Source organism: Collimonas arenae (assembly GCF_000786695.1).
Classification (GTDB): Bacteria; Pseudomonadota; Gammaproteobacteria; order Burkholderiales; family Burkholderiaceae_D; genus Collimonas; species Collimonas arenae_A.
Genome location: NZ_CP009962.1, coordinates 349,169 through 369,676, shown reverse-complemented (window position 1 = coordinate 369,676; position 20,508 = coordinate 349,169). Strand labels below are relative to the sequence as shown.

Annotated in this window: 18 protein-coding genes; 7 read left to right on the top strand and 11 right to left on the bottom strand. The window is 55.0% G+C overall.

The window, feature by feature from the left end; genetic code table 11:
- Positions 1-146: 146 nt before the first annotated feature.
- From LT85_RS01605 to LT85_RS01585, 5 genes are all read right to left on the bottom strand, one after another.
- On the bottom strand, positions 147-860 hold the full coding sequence (locus LT85_RS01605) for a hypothetical protein (RefSeq protein ID WP_038484476.1): 714 nt from the start codon (positions 858-860) through the stop codon (positions 147-149).
- A 175-nt stretch (positions 861-1,035) separates the two neighbouring features.
- Positions 1,036-2,328 carry a thiolase family protein gene (locus LT85_RS01600; protein ID WP_038484473.1) on the bottom strand — a complete coding sequence of 431 codons (1,293 nt, stop codon included), beginning with the start codon at positions 2,326-2,328 and terminating at the stop codon, positions 1,036-1,038.
- Positions 2,329-2,770: 442 nt separating this feature from the next.
- Positions 2,771-3,418, bottom strand: coding sequence for an NADPH-dependent F420 reductase (locus LT85_RS01595; protein ID WP_052134534.1), 648 nt, complete (start codon positions 3,416-3,418; stop codon positions 2,771-2,773).
- Positions 3,419-3,519: 101 nt separating this feature from the next.
- The gene (locus tag LT85_RS01590) at positions 3,520-3,942 is read right to left on the bottom strand and encodes a DoxX family protein (protein ID WP_038484470.1); all 423 of its coding nucleotides are present in this window, start codon (positions 3,940-3,942) and stop codon (positions 3,520-3,522) included.
- Positions 3,943-4,059: 117 nt separating this feature from the next.
- The gene (locus LT85_RS01585) at positions 4,060-4,923 is read right to left on the bottom strand and encodes a pirin family protein (RefSeq protein ID WP_038484467.1); all 864 of its coding nucleotides are present in this window, start codon (positions 4,921-4,923) and stop codon (positions 4,060-4,062) included.
- 126 nt (positions 4,924-5,049) lie between these two features.
- Between LT85_RS01585 and LT85_RS01580 the strand changes: the two genes are divergently transcribed.
- The 5 genes from LT85_RS01580 (at position 5,050) to LT85_RS01560 (ending at position 10,342) form a co-directional block, all read left to right on the top strand.
- Positions 5,050-5,958 (top strand): LysR family transcriptional regulator, encoded by a 909-nt coding sequence (locus LT85_RS01580; protein WP_038484465.1) that lies wholly within the window; start codon positions 5,050-5,052, stop codon positions 5,956-5,958.
- Positions 5,959-6,261: 303 nt separating this feature from the next.
- On the top strand, positions 6,262-6,699 hold the full coding sequence (locus tag LT85_RS01575; protein ID WP_038484462.1) for a MarR family winged helix-turn-helix transcriptional regulator: 438 nt from the start codon (positions 6,262-6,264) through the stop codon (positions 6,697-6,699).
- Positions 6,700-6,873: 174 nt separating this feature from the next.
- Entirely contained in the window at positions 6,874-7,641 is a 768-nt protein-coding gene (locus LT85_RS01570) for an alpha/beta fold hydrolase (RefSeq protein WP_038484459.1), read from the top strand.
- A 109-nt stretch (positions 7,642-7,750) separates the two neighbouring features.
- Positions 7,751-8,176 carry an organic hydroperoxide resistance protein gene (locus LT85_RS01565; RefSeq protein WP_038484456.1) on the top strand — a complete coding sequence of 142 codons (426 nt, stop codon included), beginning with the start codon at positions 7,751-7,753 and terminating at the stop codon, positions 8,174-8,176.
- A gap of 300 nt (positions 8,177-8,476) precedes the next feature.
- Complete coding sequence (locus LT85_RS01560) at positions 8,477-10,342, top strand: DUF3857 domain-containing transglutaminase family protein (RefSeq protein WP_038484453.1); 1,866 nt, start codon at positions 8,477-8,479, stop codon at positions 10,340-10,342.
- A 133-nt stretch (positions 10,343-10,475) separates the two neighbouring features.
- On the opposite strand, the gene LT85_RS01555 is transcribed toward LT85_RS01560, so the two are convergent.
- Both LT85_RS01555 and LT85_RS01550 read right to left on the bottom strand, forming a co-directional pair.
- Positions 10,476-10,856 carry a hypothetical protein gene (locus tag LT85_RS01555; RefSeq protein WP_038484449.1) on the bottom strand — a complete coding sequence of 127 codons (381 nt, stop codon included), beginning with the start codon at positions 10,854-10,856 and terminating at the stop codon, positions 10,476-10,478.
- A 210-nt stretch (positions 10,857-11,066) separates the two neighbouring features.
- Entirely contained in the window at positions 11,067-11,972 is a 906-nt protein-coding gene (locus tag LT85_RS01550; protein ID WP_038484446.1) for a LysR family transcriptional regulator, read from the bottom strand.
- Positions 11,973-12,197: 225 nt separating this feature from the next.
- Between LT85_RS01550 and LT85_RS01545 the strand changes: the two genes are divergently transcribed.
- Entirely contained in the window at positions 12,198-13,142 is a 945-nt protein-coding gene (locus LT85_RS01545) for an alpha/beta fold hydrolase (RefSeq protein WP_253273642.1), read from the top strand.
- A 105-nt stretch (positions 13,143-13,247) separates the two neighbouring features.
- Entirely contained in the window at positions 13,248-14,339 is a 1,092-nt protein-coding gene (locus LT85_RS01540) for an alpha/beta fold hydrolase (protein ID WP_172656930.1), read from the top strand.
- 228 nt (positions 14,340-14,567) lie between these two features.
- Here the strand turns inward: LT85_RS01540 and katG are convergent, their stop codons facing one another.
- From katG to LT85_RS01520, 4 genes are all read right to left on the bottom strand, one after another.
- A complete protein-coding gene (katG, locus tag LT85_RS01535; protein ID WP_038484440.1) occupies positions 14,568-16,712 on the bottom strand; it encodes a catalase/peroxidase HPI in 2,145 nt (714 codons plus the stop codon).
- A gap of 33 nt (positions 16,713-16,745) precedes the next feature.
- Positions 16,746-16,943, bottom strand: coding sequence for a hypothetical protein (locus LT85_RS01530; protein ID WP_038484437.1), 198 nt, complete (start codon positions 16,941-16,943; stop codon positions 16,746-16,748).
- 400 nt (positions 16,944-17,343) lie between these two features.
- A complete protein-coding gene (locus tag LT85_RS01525; protein WP_038484433.1) occupies positions 17,344-19,467 on the bottom strand; it encodes a TonB-dependent receptor in 2,124 nt (707 codons plus the stop codon).
- A gap of 604 nt (positions 19,468-20,071) precedes the next feature.
- A complete protein-coding gene (locus LT85_RS01520; protein ID WP_038484430.1) occupies positions 20,072-20,446 on the bottom strand; it encodes a copper-binding protein in 375 nt (124 codons plus the stop codon).
- Between the last annotated feature and the right edge of the window lie 62 nt (positions 20,447-20,508).

Sequence of the window (20,508 nt, the reverse complement as noted above, 5' to 3'; positions counted from 1 at the left end):
GAGTTTGCCTAAATGTACCCACCTATCGAAGCCAGGGTATGCCACCATGCAAATTGCAAAAACACCATCAAATTCGCGGGATGGGCCACAGAGCGCTGATGGCCGTTTTGAGTCTCTTGAAATAGCGGACTTAACGATGCATGGCGTCACCCTGAGCGGCACGTTTTCCATTCTAAGATAGGCCCTTTGAAATGGCCTCCAGTGGCCACCAATGCCATAATTCGTTCCTGCGATGGGAAATATGACGAATGATTGGGCCAGGTTTCCAAAACAAAACCATTCCACCAGCTTTGCGCATCTATGAGATGCACTTTCCCATCATGAACTGCTTTGAACTCATATCCATTCTCACGAATTATCTGGACAGCAGTCAGTAGTGCGTTTTCAATGTCAGGCGAGGCAACATACATGCAAATGACAGCAGATTCCCAACTTTCTGGCATTTCAACATTTACTCCCTTGCTAACTACAATTGGGCATTCAAATAAGCTTAAGCTGGAGAAAAGCAATGGCCTACACTGGCTTCTCAGTCTCGTACTAATTTCAACATCGAGCGAATCCAAAAACAGGATGTCCATCGGCAAAAAGCCAGCACAAGAATTCGCGATTTCCTGCATTTGGTCCGCAGTGGCAGCGTCAGTATCAATTGCTAGACCAATCCGGATAACGTCCTCGCCTTGGTGCTTGAGTCTCGTCAGATAGGCATTCTTAACGATAGGAAAACGCAGTAAACGACTTGTCATCTCGATTCGTAACTCGGATAGACCGGGGCCGCTTGGCTCTCCGAAAAATTCCATACTAGCGTTGGCCACTTGAAATGGCTTTGCCTTCTGCTTAGTTCCAAACAATTTTCCCAGCATCCTTATGCCCTCTAATCGTTAGTCTCACCGAAAATTATTGTCATCATTGTTGGATGGCTGCTCCTGGCCGATCCCGGCCTATCAGACCGGTTCAAGTTCCGACAAAATCTGACACCGGATGGCAGGCCGAGTCTGGTTTACTCCGGTTGATAACTCAGCTCATGACAAGCATTCACTAAGCGTTTTGCAAAAGCATGACGCTGCCCTGCCCCCCATCCGCACATATGCTGACAATTGCGTATGTACCGATCGGCATCAATGCCAATTCCTTTACCGCCTGGCTGAGAATACGTCCGCCAGTTGCGCCAAACGGATGGCCGAGTGCGACGCTGCCGCCGTTCGGATTGAGGCGCTCAAACGGGAATTTGCCAAATGACTGGTCAACCTTTGCTTTTTCTTTGAGGAATATTGCGTCTTCCATCGCCTTGATGTGGAAAAGCACTTGTCCTGAGAACGCCTCATGTATCTCCCACAAGCCGACATCTTCATACGCGAGTTGATGCCGCGCCAGCAGGCGCGGAATGGCGAATGCCGGCGCCATCAACAAACCTTCGGTACGAAAATCTACCGCTGCCAACTCAAAGTCGACTAGCCGTACTTTCGGCACGGTCGATGGCAACCTGTTCAAACCTTCGGTCGAAGCGACCCAGATCGATGATGCGCCGTCGGTGAGAGGGGACGAATTGCCTGCTGTCAGCGTACCTTTGCCGCTGGTCTTGTCAAATGCGGGTTGTAATTTGCCGAGCCTTTCCAGTGATGTATCGGCGCGCGGAATGGTATCGCGGGTAGCTCCGCCCACGGGAATGACGAGGTCATCGAAGAAGCCGCTTTCCCAACCGGCCACGGCGCGTTGATGCCCGCGGAGCGACAGTGCGTCTTGCTCGGCTCTTCCTATCTCCCATTCCTTGACCGTGATTTCCGTATGTTCTCCCATGCTCAGCCCGCTGGTGCGATTAGTTACCGCTGGGATGTACAAACGCACGTCACGCAGCGCGAGGTCGGCGAGCTGCGACAATTTTTTGCCGATGGACCTCGCCTGCTGAAATTTTTTGACCCATTCGGACAATTTCATGGGGAGTCCGATTTGGACATTGCTCATGCTTTCGACGCCGCCAACCAAAGCAAGTTGGTTGCTGCCATTGCCAATCATGCCGGCGGCTTCGATGGCGCCGACCATGCTCGTTGAGCACGCCATGATTGTTGAGAATGCGGGGACCGTTGGCGCAACGCCGGCATCCATCAGGATTTCCCGGGCAATGTTGCTCCAGGTCAGATTGGGAACGACGGTTCCCCAGACGGTGAAATCCGGGAGCGCCCCGTTTCGTAAGCTGCCGACCATTTGCTGCGCCAGGGGTACTGACAATTGGATCGCGTCATAGTCGCTCAGTGCGCCATCAATTTTGGAGAAAGGCGTGCGAACGCCTGAAGCCAGCCAGATATCGTTTCGAGGCGCAGACTTGGAATTCATTTTTTCTCCTGATTACATCGGTGGGCATTTAGATTTTTTTACAGCAGGCGCATCGAAGTGCGGGCTCTTTGCATGTTGTTAGACACGGCGATCAGGCAGCGCAAATGGCATCTCTACAAAAAGCCGTGATTGCCTACTATATTTGAAATCAAAATAAATTGCTCATCGGCATTTTTCGCTCACGGCCACTAGCTTCTTCATTCCCGGGCGTATCTAGACGTATCTGGACGTACCTGGGCGTATCTATAGATGGATGCGTCGAACGCCTGTTGACACTGGCCTTACAGAACATCACGTGCGATGGCCGCTACCGCGGGTGGGCCCGGTTGGCGTGGGTAAAGTGAATTCAAGATTGTTCATGGGAACTCCTGTTTTCATTAGCAATTGATTCCGCAATCACACCTGCGATACAGCTCACCACACGCCAGACTTAACTCCGGCTTCAGTTAGAAACTTTGATCAGGTTCACTGCGGGTAACGGGCCGCCCGGAAACTGTTGCAGCTTGCCGCCGACGGCCAGGCTGCCAAGATCGATGCTGGCAAAGCCCAACCGTTCTATGAGCTGTTCTACGGTGGATTTGGCTACTGCATCGTCGCCCGATAAAAACACCACGCGCTTGCCGCCGGCTTGCTTTGGATCGCTGGCCAGAACTGCAGCAAGCAAGGTGTTGAATGATTTTACGAGCCGGGCGCCGGGCAGCATATCGGTCACGACCTCGCCGGAGTTACGTCCGCCAAGTTCGGCCAGTTGATAGCCGGGCTGGATGACCGGATTGGTGGCGTCGATGACAATACGGCCGTCCCACGATGGAAGGCCGGCCAATGCCGACGGCAATTGCGCCCAGTTCACGCTCAGGACGACAATGTCCGCCGCTGCCGCATCGCGGACGCTGCCGGCGTGGGCGTTGGGCCCCAACTGGTCGATCACTGCGGCGAGCGATTCCGGGCCGCGGCTATTGCTGAGCGTGACCTTCAGGCCAGCCCGGACGGCCTGCTTCGCCATCGCCTGGCCGATTGCACCGGCGCCGATGATGCCGATATGTTGAAAGCTTTCTTTATTAGCTTGTGTGTTTTGTGAGTTGTCAGACATGATGAATCCTTTCATTTGTTGTCGTGGTCAATACGGATAAATGGAACTCACGGTGACTTACCATGAGTTCTTGCAATGCATGTGGATGTTCGTGTTGCAGTTCAGGCTGCGCGAGGCGTGGCTTTTGCCAGCTTGCGCGCATCGAGACTCAATGCGCTAGGGCCGAAGCTCATGATTTGCAGCAGACCGCCAGCCATGGCGATGTTCTTGAGCAGATTGAACAATTGATTCTGATCGCCGATGGCGTGATGGAATACCAGGCCGGTGACTACTGAAAATACGGCCAGTACCAGCGCGACGATACGCGTTTGGAAACCGAACGCCAGCAGCAAGCCGCCACCGACTTCAACCACAACAGCCAGAGCAAACCCCAAAGTCGGGAACGGCAATCCCATGGCGCCGATGTAGCCGATGGTCATGGCGGGAGCGGCGATTTTGCCGAAACCACTGATCAGAAAAATCGCCGCCATCATGAGTCGGCCGACCAGTGGAAAAGTAGATGATGGGTTAGTTACGTTTTGCATGTTAGCTCCTGATTTAGTTGGAAATACGTTGAAAGTAAGTTAAAAAAATAAATTAAAAATGAGTAGAAAATGAGTAGAAAATGAGTAGAAAATAAAGATAAAAATACTGCTCGGGAATTACACACTGCGATTTGCTTCCAATTGCTTTCTGATGTTTTCAATCTCGGTTTCGCCACGCTCCAGCGCTTCACCATTCGTGTGCACCGAGTAATATCCCAACACAAGATCGTGGGGATGCTTGACTGCGGACCCGAGAACGAATTCAGTGTCGCCTTCTGCGTAAAAATCCAGGGCGTCTGTCGACTCTTCGAATACAGCGAGTTCTTTCTGCAACACCGTTCCTGCTGCGTGCAGCTTGCCCACGCTAGTGGCGACCCAGCCTACTGTGTGCCCTTCCGGGGGTTGGTAACGCCAGCGCTGGCCATTTTTCAATGTGACATGCAGATAATTGATCGATGCGCGGGTGACGATTGCGCTCGCTGCATTTCCGTAGCGGCCTAGAACGACCCGGGCAGGGCCGTGCGTCTGAACTTGTTCCGGTGCGAGGTACTGACTGTGTGCGGGACCATTTTCATCTTCCGGCGGCAATGCGATCCACAGTTGAAAGCCACGGACGTGGTCGCCTTCGGCGGCGCCGCCGCCATGCCAGACACCGCCGCCGGCCTTCATCCATTCGACGCTTCCGGCTGACAACGTGCCGCTTTTACCTGTGCTGTCCTGGTATTCCATATTGCCGGAGAGGACGACGGTGATGGTGGCAATGCCTGAGTGCGGATGCATGCCGGAGAGCGGCTTGCCGGTGGAGCGGACATCAAAATCGTCCAGGAAAACGAAGGGCTTGATTTTTTCGCCTATGCCCGATGGGCTGGCAAGACGGGTGAACCATTCCTGGCGTCGTCCATGGGTACGATAAATTACCTGGCGAGCATTGGGCGTTGCTGTTTCGGGAAGGGCAACGGCTTTGTTGTCAATTGCGTGCATGATTCTTCTCCTGAGTGAGGGTGTAGGGTGTTGATGACGTGTTGAAGCAATGACTGCATGGTAGGCACTGGACTGCTATCGCGGAAGCCTATATATTTCGATGGAATCAATCGTCAGGAGCGATACATGCTAGATGCGATGTCCATGGACCAGCTGCGCACCTTTATTGCTGCAGCAGACGAGGGGAGCTTTTCCGCCGCCGGACGCAAGCTGCGGCGCGCGCAATCGGTTGTCAGCCAGACGCTCGCCAATCTGGAACAGCAGGTGGGATTTCCGTTGTTTGAAAGAACCGGCCGTTATCCGCAACTGACGGAGGCCGGCAAGGCATTGCTGGCCAATGCGCGTGCGGCGGCTGACAGCATGGATGGCTTCAAGGCGAAGGCGCGGACCTTGGCGGAAGGGCTTGAACCGGAACTCTCCGTGGCGGTAGACGTGATGTACCCGATTGAGGCGCTCACCGAAGCCGTGCGCGCTTTTCATGAAGCCTTCCCTATCACCCCGCTAAGGTTATATGTCGAGGCGCTTGGCGCGGTAATCCAGCCAGTGCTCGACGGCCGCAGCCGCATCGGCATCATCGGATCTTTACCTGAGGTGCCGAGCAATTGTGAATCCGAATACTTGCTGAGCGTTCCTGCAGTAACGATGGTTGCGCCAACGCACCCCCTCGCAAGCATTGACCAACCCATTCCTCGCGCTGCCGCCGCCAGCCATGTGCAACTTGTGCTGACAGATCGCTCCAGCCTCACCGAAGGCCGCAATTTCGGGGTCGTATCGCCGCTGGTGTGGCGACTTGCCGACCTGGGCGCCAAGCATGCATTTTTGCGTGCCGGCCTGGGCTGGGGCATCATGCCGCAACACATGGTTGAAGACGATATCGCACGCGGTAGATTGGTGACGATTGAACTGGAGCCCCATTCGACCTTGGGTTCAGCCTTTTCCATGCATGCGATATACCGCAAGGATATGCCGCCAGGCCCGGCCGGACGCTGGTTCGTCAGCCAATTGAAGCAAGGATCCGCGCGACCGCTTGAGTGATGTGAAGCGTGCTCATGAAGATATCCGCTCGCGCCAAATTACGGGATCTGCCATTTTGATACCCTGATTCTGGCTTCCGCCTGATCGCCAGGATGAGCTGATACATCATGCGGTGGGCTTTCCATTGAAAGAACGCGCCAGTACGCAAGGGCAGGCCCGGTTCTTATCGCTCGGTGTCAGCAACCGCAAAGCCGTTCAAACAACCAAAGACGTCTGCCGCCGAACACAGATTAATCGCGTGGATTGATGGTTGCCGCGGAATCGTTAGTGCGCTAAGCTTAATTACTTTCAAGGACAACGCAAATGACTACCGGCCCTCGCCCACCTTCGCTTGATGAGCATCTGTGCTTCAAGCTGTATTCCACATCCCTCAAGATGACTCAGCTGTATAAGCCGATGCTGGCCGAACTGCACCTGACTTATCCGCAATATCTGGTCATGGTGGTCTTGTGGGAAGAAGAAGGTATCGGCATCAAAGACCTGGCGGCACGCCTGCAGCAGGATCCTGGCTCGATTACGCCATTGGTGAAACGACTGGAGGCTGTCGGCTATGTCATCCGCAGCCGTGACGCCATGGATGAGCGAAATCGGGTTCTGACCTTGACGGAAGCCGGCAAGGCATTGCGCGCAGATGGCGTTCGGATCAGTAAATGCATTGCTGAAGCCTCTGGCATTACCGCACAGGAAGCGGAGCAGATAATGAGCGGAATGACAAAACTCAGTAAAAACCTGGATAGCTAGGCGTCAAGCATGTGCAACAGGCCGTAAAAATATTTTTAAAATTAACTTGCGCACTAATAATTAGCGCACTATATTGACGACATGGCAGGGCGCAATTCGGCGAAATGCCATTTATTTACTTAGCGCGCTAATAATTAGCGCATAAATATAAATACCATCTCAAAAGGAAATATCATGAATAAGTCCGTCAAACGCGCCCTGCTGGCTTCTGCAATCTTGTCCGCAGCAGCTGTTGCTCCAGCCTTTGCTCAAACAACCCCGACTAACGACGTCACTGTCGTTCTCGTTCATGGCGCTTTCGCCGATGGTTCGAGCTGGGGCCGCGTCATTCCTCTGCTTCAAGCGAAAGGCGTTAAAGTCATCGCTGTTCAAAATCCGCTGTCTTCCCTTGCGGATGACGTAACGGCGGCACAGCGCGTCATTGATGCGCAAACCGGCAAGGTTGTACTGGTGGGCCACTCATGGGGCGGCGCTGTGATTACCCAGGCCGGCGTGAGCGACAAGATCAAAGCGCTGGTATATGTTGCCGCTTTCGCGCCTTCCGAAGGCGAGGCATTAGGCACCGTCGGCAAGGACTACCCGCTGCCACCAGGCATTCCTACCCTGAAGCCTGATGCTGGCGGCTATGTGACGCTGTCCGATGAATCCTATGCAACGAACTTCGCGCAGGATCTTCCGGCTACAACAGCAAAAGCGATGGCTGCGACTCAAGGCTTGTTCCCGGCGAAGGCATTCGGCGAACCGATCACTTTCGCTGCCTGGAAAAACAAACCCAACTATTACATCGTCGCCAGCAATGACCGCATGATCGACCCTGGCCTGGAACGCGATTTCGCCAAGAAAATGCATGCCATTACCACCGTTCTACCAACCAGCCATGTACCGATGCTGTCCCGGCCGAAGCAAGTTGCGGACGTCATCATGGCCGCTGTAAATCGCTGATGCTTTCGCCGGCAGCACTTGCTGCCGGCATGGCAAACCCCTGCACCAGTTAAATCAGTAACTCATTCACTCATTCATTCATTCGTTTAACCACTTAAAGGAAATCATCATGTCACTCGAAAAAGTTCTGTATCGCGCCAATGCAAAAGCAACCGGTGGCCGTGAAGGCCGCGCTGTTTCCTCCGACAATGTGCTGGACGTCAAGCTGACTACCCCTAAAGAACTGGGCGGATCCGGCGCTGTGGGCATCAACCCTGAGCAATTGTTTGCAGCCGGTTATGCGGCTTGCTTCATCGGCTCAATGAAATTCGTCGGCGGCCGCGACAAGATCGTTGTGCCTGCAGATGCGTCGATCGATGCGACGGTAGGCATCGGTCTGATCCCGACTGGTTTCGGAATCGAGGTGGACCTTAAGATCTCTCTGCCAGGCATGGAGCGCGCTACGGCAGAAAAGCTGATCGCTGCGGCACATATCGTTTGCCCTTACTCCAACGCGACACGTGGCAATATCGACGTGACTGTGACCTTGGTTTGATTACCCGGTAGTGCAGTGAACGGCACGGTCATCATCCGTGCCGTGGCCGACATAATCGGACTTCTTGAAAAGCGACCGCGTATCTCTCCCCTCCCTTCCGACATGGCCCGCATAGTGGCTGAAAGTCTCTGCCGCGAAACTCTGTCTGTAACATTTTGACATTAATTTATTAACAATATTAGTATTGAGAATAATTCCTATTTATAATTTCAGGCCTTCGACGTACCGTGGGCCTTCAACGTTGTAATGTGTCGGGCCTGCATGCGGTACTTGTGTTCAACGATTCACGTCTAGGCATCTATGCAACGTTTCCCGTTTTATCGTCCATTGATCTGTACAAGCCTGGGGCTTGCCACATCGACCGTTTTCGCAGCGTATCAGCCGACTTCTGAAGCGCCGTTGGCGAGCGATTTTGAAACCCGCTGCCATTTCAATAGCAATGGCAGCACCGACTGTGTCGAAACCTACCAGTACACGATTCTCAAACCCAATGGCAGGGAAATGCTTTCGCGGATTGATTTTAATTATCCGGAGACGGACAAGGTGGAACTGATTCGCGCCGAGTCGATTCAGCCTGGTGGAAAGCCAATCCCTTTAGCAGCGTCACAGATCGATACGCGTACCGCGCCTAACCCGGACCAGGGGTTTTCTCGTAAAAAGCAAACTTCCCTGGCTTTTCCCAACCTCAAGGAAGGCACGCGCATCAGCTATTCCGTACGTATCCACTATGCTGCGCAACCCGGGATCAACGGCTTCCATCACGTTCTGACATTTGCCCCCAATCCTGTGCGCCGTGACGCCTACAAAGCCAGTTTCAGCGCCGAACAACCGATTCAGTGGCGCAGTGAGTTAATGGATGGATTCACCATTACGCCATCTTCTGACCGCAAAGAATTGGTCGTGGAACAAAACAAGGCGACCTATGTGAACTACATCAACGAAGCCGACAACGCTTATATCCGTCTGATCCCGCGCCTGGAATTGGGCAACTCTCTGGATATACAACACTACTTTGGCGATGTCGCTTCGCGTTACAACCAGATCGTCGGCGCAGCGTTGCCAGCCAAGAGCGCCGCGGCCGTAGCGGCATTGCATGATCTGTCCGTTGAGCGGAAAGTTTCCGGATTAATGCAGCACATCAATGACAACTATCGCTACCTGGGTGACTGGCGTGCCTCGGATCGCGGCTACCTGCCGTTCAGTCTTGCGCAGATCGAGCAGCACGGTTACGGCGATTGTAAAGATCTCTCGGTACTGCTTGCGGCCATGCTCAAGGCGAGCGGCATTTCCGCCGACGTTGCGTGGGTCAGCCGTGGCGATGTGGCGAGATCATTGCTGATCCCGGGGACGGCTGCTCCGAACCACGCCATTGTCCGTGCCGTCATCAATGGTCAGGTGTGGTGGCTGGATCCAACCAATCCGGTATTCGATCCGGGCCAAACCTTACCGGATATTCAAGATCGCTGGGTGATGGTGATCGATTCCAAGGGCATGGTCCGGGAGGAACATATTCCACTGCAAAGCCCTGCTACCAGTATCGGCATGAACAAACGTGTGCATTTTGAAGACAGCGGCAAAGCACGGATTTCGGCCGATATCGACATGCGCGCGCTGCCCGCAGTGGGGGTTAGCGTCGCCGACCGTCAACAGGGCGCCTCCAGTACCGATCAAGACCTTTGCAACAATTTCGGCAAAGAGATTACCGATTGCGCCGTCACTCGCGAAGCCAGTGGATTCGTCGTGCCCAAGACATACAAGATCAAAGTCAAGCTGACGGATCTGCGGCCCTTGGAAAAAATGAACGGGGATTATTTTTATACCGCTGAGGCGCTGCGCGAAAAATGGAGCGATCTGATCAATTACCGGCGCAACGGCCAGCTGGCAGATCTGTACATGGGTAATCCGGAAACAACCGTCCACGAGATCACGCTTTCCGGCGGCAAACTGGACAAGGATATTCAAAGCTGCCAGGTGCGTTCGCCGTGGTATGACATGGATTTGCGCAGCGAACGCGTCAAGGGCGATTATCGCTACCACTACACGCTGACGCAAAAAATGCGCTGGCTAAGCCACGATGAAATCGTCAGCGCGCCTTTCGAAACGATGATCAACGAAGCGCGCAGTTGTGGGGAGCAGTTGCATCAGGTAGTGAAATTTAACGGCTAATTTAGCAGTTAATTTAGCTGCTAAATTAACAGCTCATTTAACAGTTACGCCTACATCCTGAGTAACGAAACATCCCGCTCGCAGCAACAGCGAGCGGGGATAATCTCTATCGTGATTGTGTCTATTTCTACCTCTATTTCTTTTCAATGGCCCATGCGCCGGCCGCCTTTTTGCACAGCGGAAGCGTCAAGGTCTGGTCTTGTCCCTTGGCATGCAGCACCACAGTCAAACTGCGGCAGGTCGTGGCATTGTCGTTCGTGGTATTCGCCACGCTGATCTCTGCATTGATGCGCACTGAATTACCCAAACCCTCGTTGGTCCAGTTTGCAGACTCTCCATCCTTTTTGTCATCCAGGACGGCAGCGGCGGCCTTGTGGAGATCCGCATGGTCTTTTTTCTTCAAATACGTGATGGGCGTGGCATCGAGAAAACGCATGTTCGCGGCCTGCACGGACGATGCAGCCAGTAACAAAACCGCTGCGGCGGAAATGATTTTCAAAGATTTTTTGTACATTTCTTTTCCTCTTATATAGATTAAACGACCATACAAAGCGAGCGCGTAAAAGTCAATGTACTTTTACGAAAACGGCATTGGCTTGACAAGCACTTTGTCGCACATTTGGCTGCACCCGATACGCATTATTGAAGCAGCTTGTTGAAACAGATTGTTGCAGCAGATTTCTCCCGACGGCATGTGCCGGCATATTGTTGAGAGGGCCGGAGATTACTCTTTGTCGATGTAGCTTCTCAACTCATCAACGAACACGCGGGTCTTTTTCGGCCGATGCCGTGTGGCCGGGTATAGCGCATGAATGCCGCCGCTATGCAGATGCCATTCGGGCAGTATGCGGACCAGGCGGCCCGCCGCCAGATCGTCTTCCACGGAAAAATCAGTGAGTACAGTCAAGCCGCCTCCGGCCACTGCAGAGGTACGGGCGGCATAGGCCGTGTTTGCGGAAAACGCCGATTTGAAGCGGACTGTGCGTTCTGCACCGCCCTCTGTCTTAAAAGTCCATGTCAGGGGCTGCGACAATACCGATAGTGCGATAAACGGCAGGTCAGCGAGGTCATCCGGGGTCTTCGGCTCGCCGATCTGGCTGAGAAGCTGCGGACTTGCCACTAGCCAGTGGTCAAAGCTGCCGACGCGAACGGCCTGGTAACTGGAATCGGCCAGCCGCCCGACACGGATGGCGACATCGATGCCGTCTGCGACAAGATCGAACAGCCGGTCGCCGGTCAGCAACTCTATTTTCAACATCGGATAACGCCGTTGCAGTGCAACGGCAACCGGGGCGACGACGGTTGCACCATAGTCGATCGGTGCGGTGACGCGTAAAGTGCCGCGCGGCTCCGCCGTCTCTTGCCCTGCGGCCGATATGGCGGCCTGCGCATCGCCGACGATGCGGCGGCTGGCTTCGTAAAAAATTTCTCCCGCATCGGTCAGGCTGAGACGCCGCGTAGTGCGCACCAGCAGACTGGCGCCAATTTCGGCCTCCAGCCGCTGCATGTGCGTGCTCACCATGGTCTTGGTCAGGCCTAGCCGGCCCGCCGCCGCAGTCAGCGAGCCGGCCTCCACCACCATGACAAACACCACCAGGCGATTGAGATTGATTGAAGAAATATCTGCCATGTCAGGGGTTCGCCTCATTGTCCATTATTGATGAACACATTTTATCTAACTGTCCATCTTATCGATACTAATGATTGCAGGTATCTTTGAGTCATGGATGGTTTGAAAGCAGCGGCAAGCGACTATCCCGGATTGAAACAATGATTGAAGCAATGATTGAAGCAATGATTAAAGCAATTTTCGTTCGTCAACCCTATTTGATATTTCAACAACAAGGAAAACAACATGAAATCGACGCTACTAGGCTTATTTATCACGATGCTTTCCGCACTCGACGTGCAGGCGGCGCCACAAGTGTCCTACCGCATCCAGGATGTGGACGGCATCAAGATTTTTTACCGCGAGGCAGGCAATCCGGCCAATCCGACCATCGTGCTGCTGCACGGTTTTCCATCGTCATCGCATATGTACCGGGATTTGATTCCTGCCCTGATGGGTAAATTCCACGTCATTGCGCCTGACTATCCGGGCAGCGGTTATAGCGAAGTGCCGGACGGCGTGCCCTTCACGCCGACGTTTGACGGACTGGCCGATGTCATGACGCGCTTCGTGGAAAAGAAGGGCCTCACAAAATTTGCTCTCTATGTCCAGGACTTTGGCGGACCGGTCGGTTTTCGCATGGCTGCCAGCCACCCCGAATGGATTTCCGCACTGGTGATCCAGAATGCCAATGCCTACAAAGAAGGCCTGTCTTCGCAGGTGGCAAGCGACATCAAGCAGCTCAGCGTCGGCATCAATCCAGACACCGAGCGCGCCATGTCGCAGGTGCTGAGTCCGCAGGGCGTGCAATACATGTATAAAACCGGCGCCCGCAATCCTGAACGTCTGAATCCGGATGCATGGACGCATGACGAAGAGGGCTTGCAGAACGACGTGAACCGCAAGATCCAGATGAATCTGCTGGCTGATTACCATTCGAACGTCGAACAATATCCTGCCTGGCACGACTATTTCCGCAAGAGCCAGCCGCCTACCCTGATCGTGTGGGGCAAGAACGACCCGTTGTTTATCGAGGCTGGCGCCAATGCTTATCTGCGGGATATCAAGAATGCCGAGCTTCATCTTCTCGATAGCGGCCACTTCGCTCTGGAAGAGGATTCTGCGGAGATCGCCGCCCGCATCACCAGCTTCTTCGCGGCTCGCCCTGCGCTTGTGAATGTTGTGAAGTAATGCCAAGTAGTGCTAAGTAATGCCGGAACCGAGGCTGGCCGCGGCCAGCCCCCCCATCAACACTTATCAACAATGATCAACAATTTCGATAAAAGAAAGAAAAAAATGAAATCGCAATTCAACCAATACAGCGCTTTAAAAATCGGCTCACTACTGTTGACTGCAATGATGTTTTCCTGGCTTCCTTCAGGCGCCCTGGCGCAAGCCGCTCCGGAAACCGCTGCAAAAACTGCGGCAAACACCGCTGCAAAAACCGGCATAGAGATGCACGGAAAAGGACACTATGCGCCGTCGAAATTCGGCAAAATCTATTATGAAACAGAGGGTTCCGGTCCTCCGGTGTTCCTGATCGCAGGCGGGCCTGGCTCCAGCCACGCATCGTTCCATCCCTGGTTTTCCAGGCTCGCCGCTGAACATACTGTCGTGTACCTGGATAACATCGGCAGAGGCCGCTCGGACCGGCTGCCTGCGCAGCGCTCGTCGGAGTATACGGTTGAACGCGACGCCGAAGACATCGAAGCGCTGCGTACGGCGCTCGGCTATGACCGGATTTCGGTGATCGGCCATTCATACGGCGGCATGCCGGCACTCGCCTACGCATTGAAGTATCCGCAACATGTTTCCAGGCTGGTCTTGTCCGACACCTTGCTCAATGCGCAAAGCTGGCAAGAAAATATCGACAGCGCCAATTTCACTGCGCGCAATCAATTCCCCGAGATATGGGAAAAATTGATGCAGATGCGGGCGCGCGGGGTTAAATCGGGCGCTCCTGAATATGGCGACCTCTATGGAGAGACAGAGCTCGACATCTACTGGCGCGATCCCGACATGGAAAGCAAGCTGTACCGGTCCGACGACCCGGCAGATGGCTCTAATTCCAATGTGTATCTGAGTTTCATCGGCGACGATCCGGAGTGGCAAGTGGGCGGCACCATGAAGGGATATGATCCGAGCCCTCGCATGAAAAACCTCACTGTACCGACATTGGTTTTCGTGGGACGTTACGACCGTGTCGGCACGCCAAAGATTGCAGGTGAAATCAAGGCGGCGCTTCCTGCGGCGAGCAGCAAACTTGTCGTCTTCGAGCGCAGCGGACACCGGCCATGGGTGGAAGAGTCGGATGCGTATTTCAAATTGCTGAAGGATTTTTTCCCGACGGAAGATGAGAGTGCGACGCCAAAGCTCAGCAAGCAATAACAACGAGAGATGAGCAATCAACAATAAGCAATAAGCGGAAGTACGCTGGCCTGCATCGTGAAACTATGCGGGCCAGCGGCCTGTTAAAGCGGACTATTAAAGTGGATTATTAAGGCGGATTACCTTGGAACTGACAAGACACCCTTCGCCGGAAAACCGCTAATCGGCTAACCGGGAAGAGCAGGCCTTGTCTGTGCTTGAACCAGACAAGGCCTCAGCCAGTCAGTATTAGGCTAGATCGAAACGGTCTGCGTTCATGACCTTGACCCAAGCCGCGACGAAGTCCTTGGCGAACTTCTCTTTGGCGTCTGCTGTGGCATAGACCTCGGCATAAGCCCGCAGCACCGAGTTGGAACCGAAGATCAGATCGTTGCGCGTGCCTGTGTACTTGACCGCGCCAGTCTTGCGGTCGCGCCCTTCGAACAGTTCGGCCCCGCCGTCCACGGCTTTCCACTCCAGGCTCATGTCCAGAAGATTGACGAAGAAGTCATTGCTGAGTACGCCGACCTGGCCGGTGAACACGCCGTGCTTGCTACCGTCAAAGTTGGCGCCTAGTACACGCAAGCCACCGATCAACGCTGTGAGCTCCGGTGCCGTCAGCGTCAGCAACTGGGCGCGATCAACCAGCAATGCTTCAGTCGCAGCGCCGATGTTGCCCTTCTTGTAGTTGCGGAAACCATCCGCTACCGGCTCCAGCACGGCAAAAGCTTCAACATCCGTCTGCGCCTGCGTGGCATCGGTACGGCCCGGTGCGAAAGGTACTTCGACCGAGATGCCGCCTGCCTTGGCTGCCTGTTCAACACCAACGCTGCCTGCCAGCACAATCACGTCAGCCAGCGAAGCCTTGCCCGAAGCCTTCTGGATTTCCACCAGCTTTGGCAAAACACGCACTGCCGTCGCGTTGACTTCCCAGTCCTTCTGAGGAGCCAGAGCCAGGCGTGCGCCATTGGCGCCGCCGCGTTTGTCGCCGCCACGGAAGGTGGAGGCAGAAGCCCAGGCCACCGACACCAACTCGCCCACCGACAGGCCAGAGGCTGCGATCTTGGCCTTGATATCAGCAATGTCGGCCGCTGTTGGCTGGTGCGTTGCAGCTGGCAACGGATCTTGCCAGATCAGGTCTTCCTTCGGTACTTCTGGACCAAGGTAACGTGCTTTCGGGCCCATGTCACGGTGCGTCAGCTTGAACCAGGCGCGGGCAAAGGCATCAGCGAAGGCTTGCGGGTCTTCGTAGAAATGCTTGGAAATCTTGCCGAATGCCGGGTCATAGCGCAGCGTCAAATCGGTGGTGAGCATGGTTGGCTTGTGCATCTTGCCTGGAATATGCGCATCGGGGATGATCTCCGGGCCGTCCTTGGCCACCCACTGCTTGGCGCCGGCTGGCGACTTGGTGAGTTCCCATTCGTACTTGAACAGGTTTTCGAAGAAGTTGTTGCTCCACAGCGCAGGCGTCTTGGTCCAGGTGACTTCCAGGCCGCTGGAGACGGTATCTTTGCCGTGCCCTTGCCCAAAATTGCTGTTCCAGCCCAGGCCTTGCGCTTCAAGTGACGCACCTTCAGGTTCAGGACCCTTGTGTGATTCAGGCGCGGCGCCATGGGCCTTGCCAAAGGTGTGCCCGCCGGCGATCAGAGCGACGATTTCTTCGTCGTCCATGGCCATGCGATTGAACGTGGAGCGGATATCCTTGGCTGCTGCCATGTAGTCGCCGCTGGCGTTCGGGCCTTCCGGGTTCACGTAGATCAGACCCATGTGGGTGGCGGCCAGGTTGCTGTTCAATTCACGGTCGCCTTCGAAACGCTTGTCGTCGCCCAGCCACTTGGTTTCGGCGCCCCAGTTCACGTCCATGTCTGGTTCCCACACGTCTTCGCGGCCGCCAGCAAAACCGAAGGTGCGGAAGCCCATCGATTCCAGCGCCACATTACCGGTCAGGATGAAAAGGTCGGCCCAGGAGATTTTCTGGCCGTATTTTTGTTTGATCGGCCACAACAGGCGGCGCGATTTATCGATATTGACGTTGTCCGGCCACGAGTTGAGCGGTGCAAAACGTTGTTGTCCGCGACCGCCGCCGCCTCGACCGTCAAGGGTGCGGTAGGTGCCGGCTGCATGCCAGGCCATGCGGATGAACTGCGGGCCATAGTGGCCGAAGTCGGCCGGCCACCAGTCCTGGCTGTCGGTCATGAGTTTGATGAGATCCGCCTTGAGCGCCTTGTAGTCGAGTTTCTTGAACTCTGCAGCGTAGTCAAACTTCTCGCCCAACGGGTTGGATTTGTTGGAGTGCTGGTTCAGCAGGTCAACGCGTAACTGGTTCGGCCACCAGTCTTTGTTGGTTGTGCCGCCGCCGGCTTGGTGGAAAGGACATTTGGCTTCAGTTGACATGGGGATCTCCTTTGTCGTGGGTAGGTTGGGTGACTACAACATCTCTTTAATCAGGCCGTTCGGGCCAACAGTTTGCGAACGTTGATTATCGCCTATTGCTGCGCCCCTATCCTGAGTGGGCGCTGCTGCAATACTTGGACCGCTGCCAAGGACAATGACCGCCACCGCGATAGTCGCCAGGCATAAGGCTGGGAGCCCGATATAGCGATTGAGTAGCGAGGCATTTCCCATGAGGCGTCTCCTGATTATCAAATTGGCGTATTCATAGTAATTTCAATTTAATGATAGATAAAATTAATTTTATTCATCAAATCGATAGCTATATATAATCATAAGCTCTACTTAAGCCATTAGTTGACGCGACAGTGAGCCACAGATCAACGCTTGATCCGTTCCGCCAAATTCAAGTATAGGCCAGGCCGGTAGTGGAGACAGGCTCCTCTTCAGGCGGAGGTGCGGCAGGGGGCAGACAGGCGATGAGCGTACCGGACGCTCTCGGGCGCCCGGAGATTCTGCGATGACCAACGCCGGTACGTTCACCAGCGTAGCGAAGGAGACGTGGGGTTGCACTTGCCCCTGAAGCGGATGCATGCGTGCATCCGGGGCTTCGCGTTGCGCTAAAACCGTGGAATCAGAAACTAACCGCCACACCGGCATCAAGCGACCGGCCATAGCCAGGCAATGCCTGCAAGCTGTCCGACCTGGCGCTGGCGAGGCCAGACAAGTAAACGCCGCCCAATGCATCGGCGTAATTTCGGTTAAACAGATTGCTGATGCCAGCGAAGACGGAGATGTTCTTGTTCGCCTGGTAGGTACTTTTGAGATTAACCACGGTGTAGCTCGCTGTCACCGGTTCCAGGCGTTGTGCATCGACCAGCGTCTTGCGCGCAACGTAGTTTGCCTCGACGCGGTTGATCCAGGCGCCGGAGTGCTGTTCAAGCGCCGCCAGCGCATTGAGCGGCATCATGTGATACAGGTTGCCGCCACCGACGCGCTTGCCGCGTGTGACGTCGACTTTGCCGGTAAAGTCGATATCGCCCAGGCTGAGCCCTTTCAATACGGGCATCTTCCACGACAGATTGACGCCGTACAGCTGGGCATCATGATTGGCGAACTGCAGCAGGTTGCCGTTCGCCGATTTCACGCCATAAGGGCGGAAGCTGCCAATGACATCGGCATCGATGTAATTCTGCACATAGCTGTAGTAAGGCGTGACCTTGACGAACCAGTCGCGGGCGCCGTTTTCGCTGCCCTCACTGTGCCAGTCGACGGTGCCGCTCAGGGTGTTGGCCACCTCCGGCTTGAGATCGATATTGCCGACATAACCGTTGCCGTCGCCAAACCAGTTGGTCATGGTCATTGCCATGGTGCCGCGGCCCCAGGTATAGCGCTCATACAGGTTGGGCGAGCGCGTCTTGCGCGCATAGCCAAATTCGATGCGCCGGCTGGCATCCGGCTCGAAGCGCGCCAGTGCAGTGAGATCGATGTTGTTATCGGTCTTGCCGTGGCCGCGTGCGTTGAAGGCGGCCGCCGCTGCCACATCGGTGGCGTTCATCATGCCGCTGCCGTATGGCTGCACGTTGCCGGTATCGGTCTTGACCAGCTCGTCACGCACGCCGACCAAGGTGGTCCATTGCGCGCCCAGCTTCTGCTCCCACTCGGCAAACAGGGCAGCGCGATCACGGGTGCCGTTGTTGATGTTCACATAGGTATTCGGTCCCATCATCATCGAGCCAGGAACCGGCGGCCAGTAATCGTTGAGACGGAAGCTGTGGAATTCATTACCCAGGCGCAGCGTGCCGCTGTCACCCTGGCCGACGGCGATGTCGGCGCGCACGGTATAGCCCATGTCACGGCCACGCGTGTTCATGGGCATGGCGCCGCGGCGTTCGGATGAAAAGAAACCCATCTCATGCTCAGTCTGCTGCCAGTACAGCTTGGCGTACAGCCTGCCCCAGTCGAACCCACGGTCGTAACCGAGATTGGCGGTGGTGGCGCGGTTGCCGGTCATGTCCATATACTGGTTCGGAAAGCCCTGGTGGGGAATGTACTGTTGCCCGATCTTGAACACCAGTTGCTGGTCGTTGCCACGGGCGGCGATGGTCAGCGCGTGGTTATTGCTTTCGTACTGGCTGGCCAGCACCTTCTCTCCATTGCCGGCCTTGTAGCTCTGAGCCTCAGAGTGGCTGGCAACGTAACCCACCGAGAAGTTGTCGGTAGCCACTGTGGCGTTCGCGGACGCCGTCACCTCGGAATTAACACTACGCGCCGATACCGAAAATCCGCCTTTGGTCAGCAATTTACCTTTGCCGTCGGCGAACTGCGGGGCCGGCGAAGACAGTTCGATGGTGCCGCCAATGCTGTCGCCGCCGATACTGACCGGAGTGATGCCGGCAATCACCCTTGTTACCCCTATTTGCGACGGCGGCATATAGGACATCGGCGCATTCATCTGGTTACCACAGGCAGCGGTCACTTCCATGCCGTCCAGCCGCACTTTCAGGCGGTCGGCGGCAAAGCCGTTGAGGGTCGGCAGTGAGGAGACGCCACCCGCCGCTTGCGCCGCATAGCCCGGTTCCCGGTTCAGCAACAGTGCGCTGTCGGCGCTGCTTTGCTGCGGCTCATTGCTTTTGGCGCCGACGACTGTGATCAGCGGCAGCTTGTTGTCGGCAGGGAGATCGGCGGCTTGTGCATAGGTTTTTCCGCCCATGGCGAAGGTGAGCGAAATCGCAAAAGCGCAGCGTGTCAGTTTCATTGGGGGGAGTCCTATCGATTGTCGTTGTAAGCGCCGCGAAAAAGATATCTGCCGCGACGCATACCGTCAGGCGCAAGCCGAAGGCAGAACGTAAGCCGGCACATGAATTTCGTCATCGCGAACGGAATTTTTCGGCGGCCAGTTTAAGGGACAACGGATAATCGAAAGTGCGACATATTGTCGCGCTGTGCTTTTCGAGCGACGGTCTTTCAAGATACCTCTGCTCTGCGAGGTATCTGACCAACAGGACGCACGACATGAAGATCTTCGCCAGACGCGATAGCGCGGGCAATAGCGTGGACAATATATGCATCGGGGTAACGTCATCCGGAACGGATGCTGGCGATTCGTGAAGACTGGATCGCACTGCTGTGATCCAGTCTTCCTGCTACCTATAGTTGAAATTCCCTTGAAAAGGCATCACCCAAGAGATGCTGCTTTTGCTGCCAGATTTTCCTGATACCGGAAAATCATATCCGCGCGGTCATGCTCACGGCCGCGCGATTTTAGATGAGATGATGCGGAAAAATATTGACAGTTTTCGCCACATCAACTGGGGCATTATGTCACGCCATAATGCCCCATATCCGCCCCGCCTTTTCTCTTACTTCACCGCAGTCACAACGTAATTGGCGCCTTGCTGCCTGATCTCGACGTTGACCTTTTTGTCGACGGCGAGTTTATCGAAAAGCATTTTGTCGTTCACCATGAAGGTCATCGTCATGGCTGGCCATTTCAACGTGTTGATCGGTCCGTGTGCCAGCGTTACAGTTCCTTTCGTCGAGTCGACGGCTTTCACTACGCCGGTGGCCTGATGGATAGCGGATTTCGCAGCGGCGTCGTTAGTGGTCTTGTTCATGTCCATGCCTTTCATGTCCATATCTTTCATGGCCATGTCTTTTCCAGTTCCAGACTGCGCAAAAGCAATGCCGGAAGCGGACAAAGCAAGGATCAAGGACAGCGTAGCAGTACGTTTCATGGTGTTTCCCTTCGTTGGTTGGGTAAGTCAGATTAAAAAATTGCTTGTCTTATTTGCGTCCC

Coding starts and splice junctions, on each gene's coding strand:
- LT85_RS01605 (WP_038484476.1), bottom strand. CDS start 860: ATGCTGGGAAAATTGTTTGGAACTAAGCAGAAGGCAAAGCCATTTCAA.
- LT85_RS01600 (WP_038484473.1), bottom strand. CDS start 2,328: ATGAATTCCAAGTCTGCGCCTCGAAACGATATCTGGCTGGCTTCAGGC.
- LT85_RS01595 (WP_052134534.1), bottom strand. CDS start 3,418: ATGTCTGACAACTCACAAAACACACAAGCTAATAAAGAAAGCTTTCAA.
- LT85_RS01590 (WP_038484470.1), bottom strand. CDS start 3,942: ATGCAAAACGTAACTAACCCATCATCTACTTTTCCACTGGTCGGCCGA.
- LT85_RS01585 (WP_038484467.1), bottom strand. CDS start 4,923: ATGCACGCAATTGACAACAAAGCCGTTGCCCTTCCCGAAACAGCAACG.
- LT85_RS01580 (WP_038484465.1), top strand. CDS start 5,050: ATGCTAGATGCGATGTCCATGGACCAGCTGCGCACCTTTATTGCTGCA.
- LT85_RS01575 (WP_038484462.1), top strand. CDS start 6,262: ATGACTACCGGCCCTCGCCCACCTTCGCTTGATGAGCATCTGTGCTTC.
- LT85_RS01570 (WP_038484459.1), top strand. CDS start 6,874: ATGAATAAGTCCGTCAAACGCGCCCTGCTGGCTTCTGCAATCTTGTCC.
- LT85_RS01565 (WP_038484456.1), top strand. CDS start 7,751: ATGTCACTCGAAAAAGTTCTGTATCGCGCCAATGCAAAAGCAACCGGT.
- LT85_RS01560 (WP_038484453.1), top strand. CDS start 8,477: ATGCAACGTTTCCCGTTTTATCGTCCATTGATCTGTACAAGCCTGGGG.
- LT85_RS01555 (WP_038484449.1), bottom strand. CDS start 10,856: ATGTACAAAAAATCTTTGAAAATCATTTCCGCCGCAGCGGTTTTGTTA.
- LT85_RS01550 (WP_038484446.1), bottom strand. CDS start 11,972: ATGGCAGATATTTCTTCAATCAATCTCAATCGCCTGGTGGTGTTTGTC.
- LT85_RS01545 (WP_253273642.1), top strand. CDS start 12,198: ATGAAATCGACGCTACTAGGCTTATTTATCACGATGCTTTCCGCACTC.
- LT85_RS01540 (WP_172656930.1), top strand. CDS start 13,248: ATGAAATCGCAATTCAACCAATACAGCGCTTTAAAAATCGGCTCACTA.
- katG (WP_038484440.1), bottom strand. CDS start 16,712: ATGTCAACTGAAGCCAAATGTCCTTTCCACCAAGCCGGCGGCGGCACA.
- LT85_RS01530 (WP_038484437.1), bottom strand. CDS start 16,943: ATGGGAAATGCCTCGCTACTCAATCGCTATATCGGGCTCCCAGCCTTA.
- LT85_RS01525 (WP_038484433.1), bottom strand. CDS start 19,467: ATGAAACTGACACGCTGCGCTTTTGCGATTTCGCTCACCTTCGCCATG.
- LT85_RS01520 (WP_038484430.1), bottom strand. CDS start 20,446: ATGAAACGTACTGCTACGCTGTCCTTGATCCTTGCTTTGTCCGCTTCC.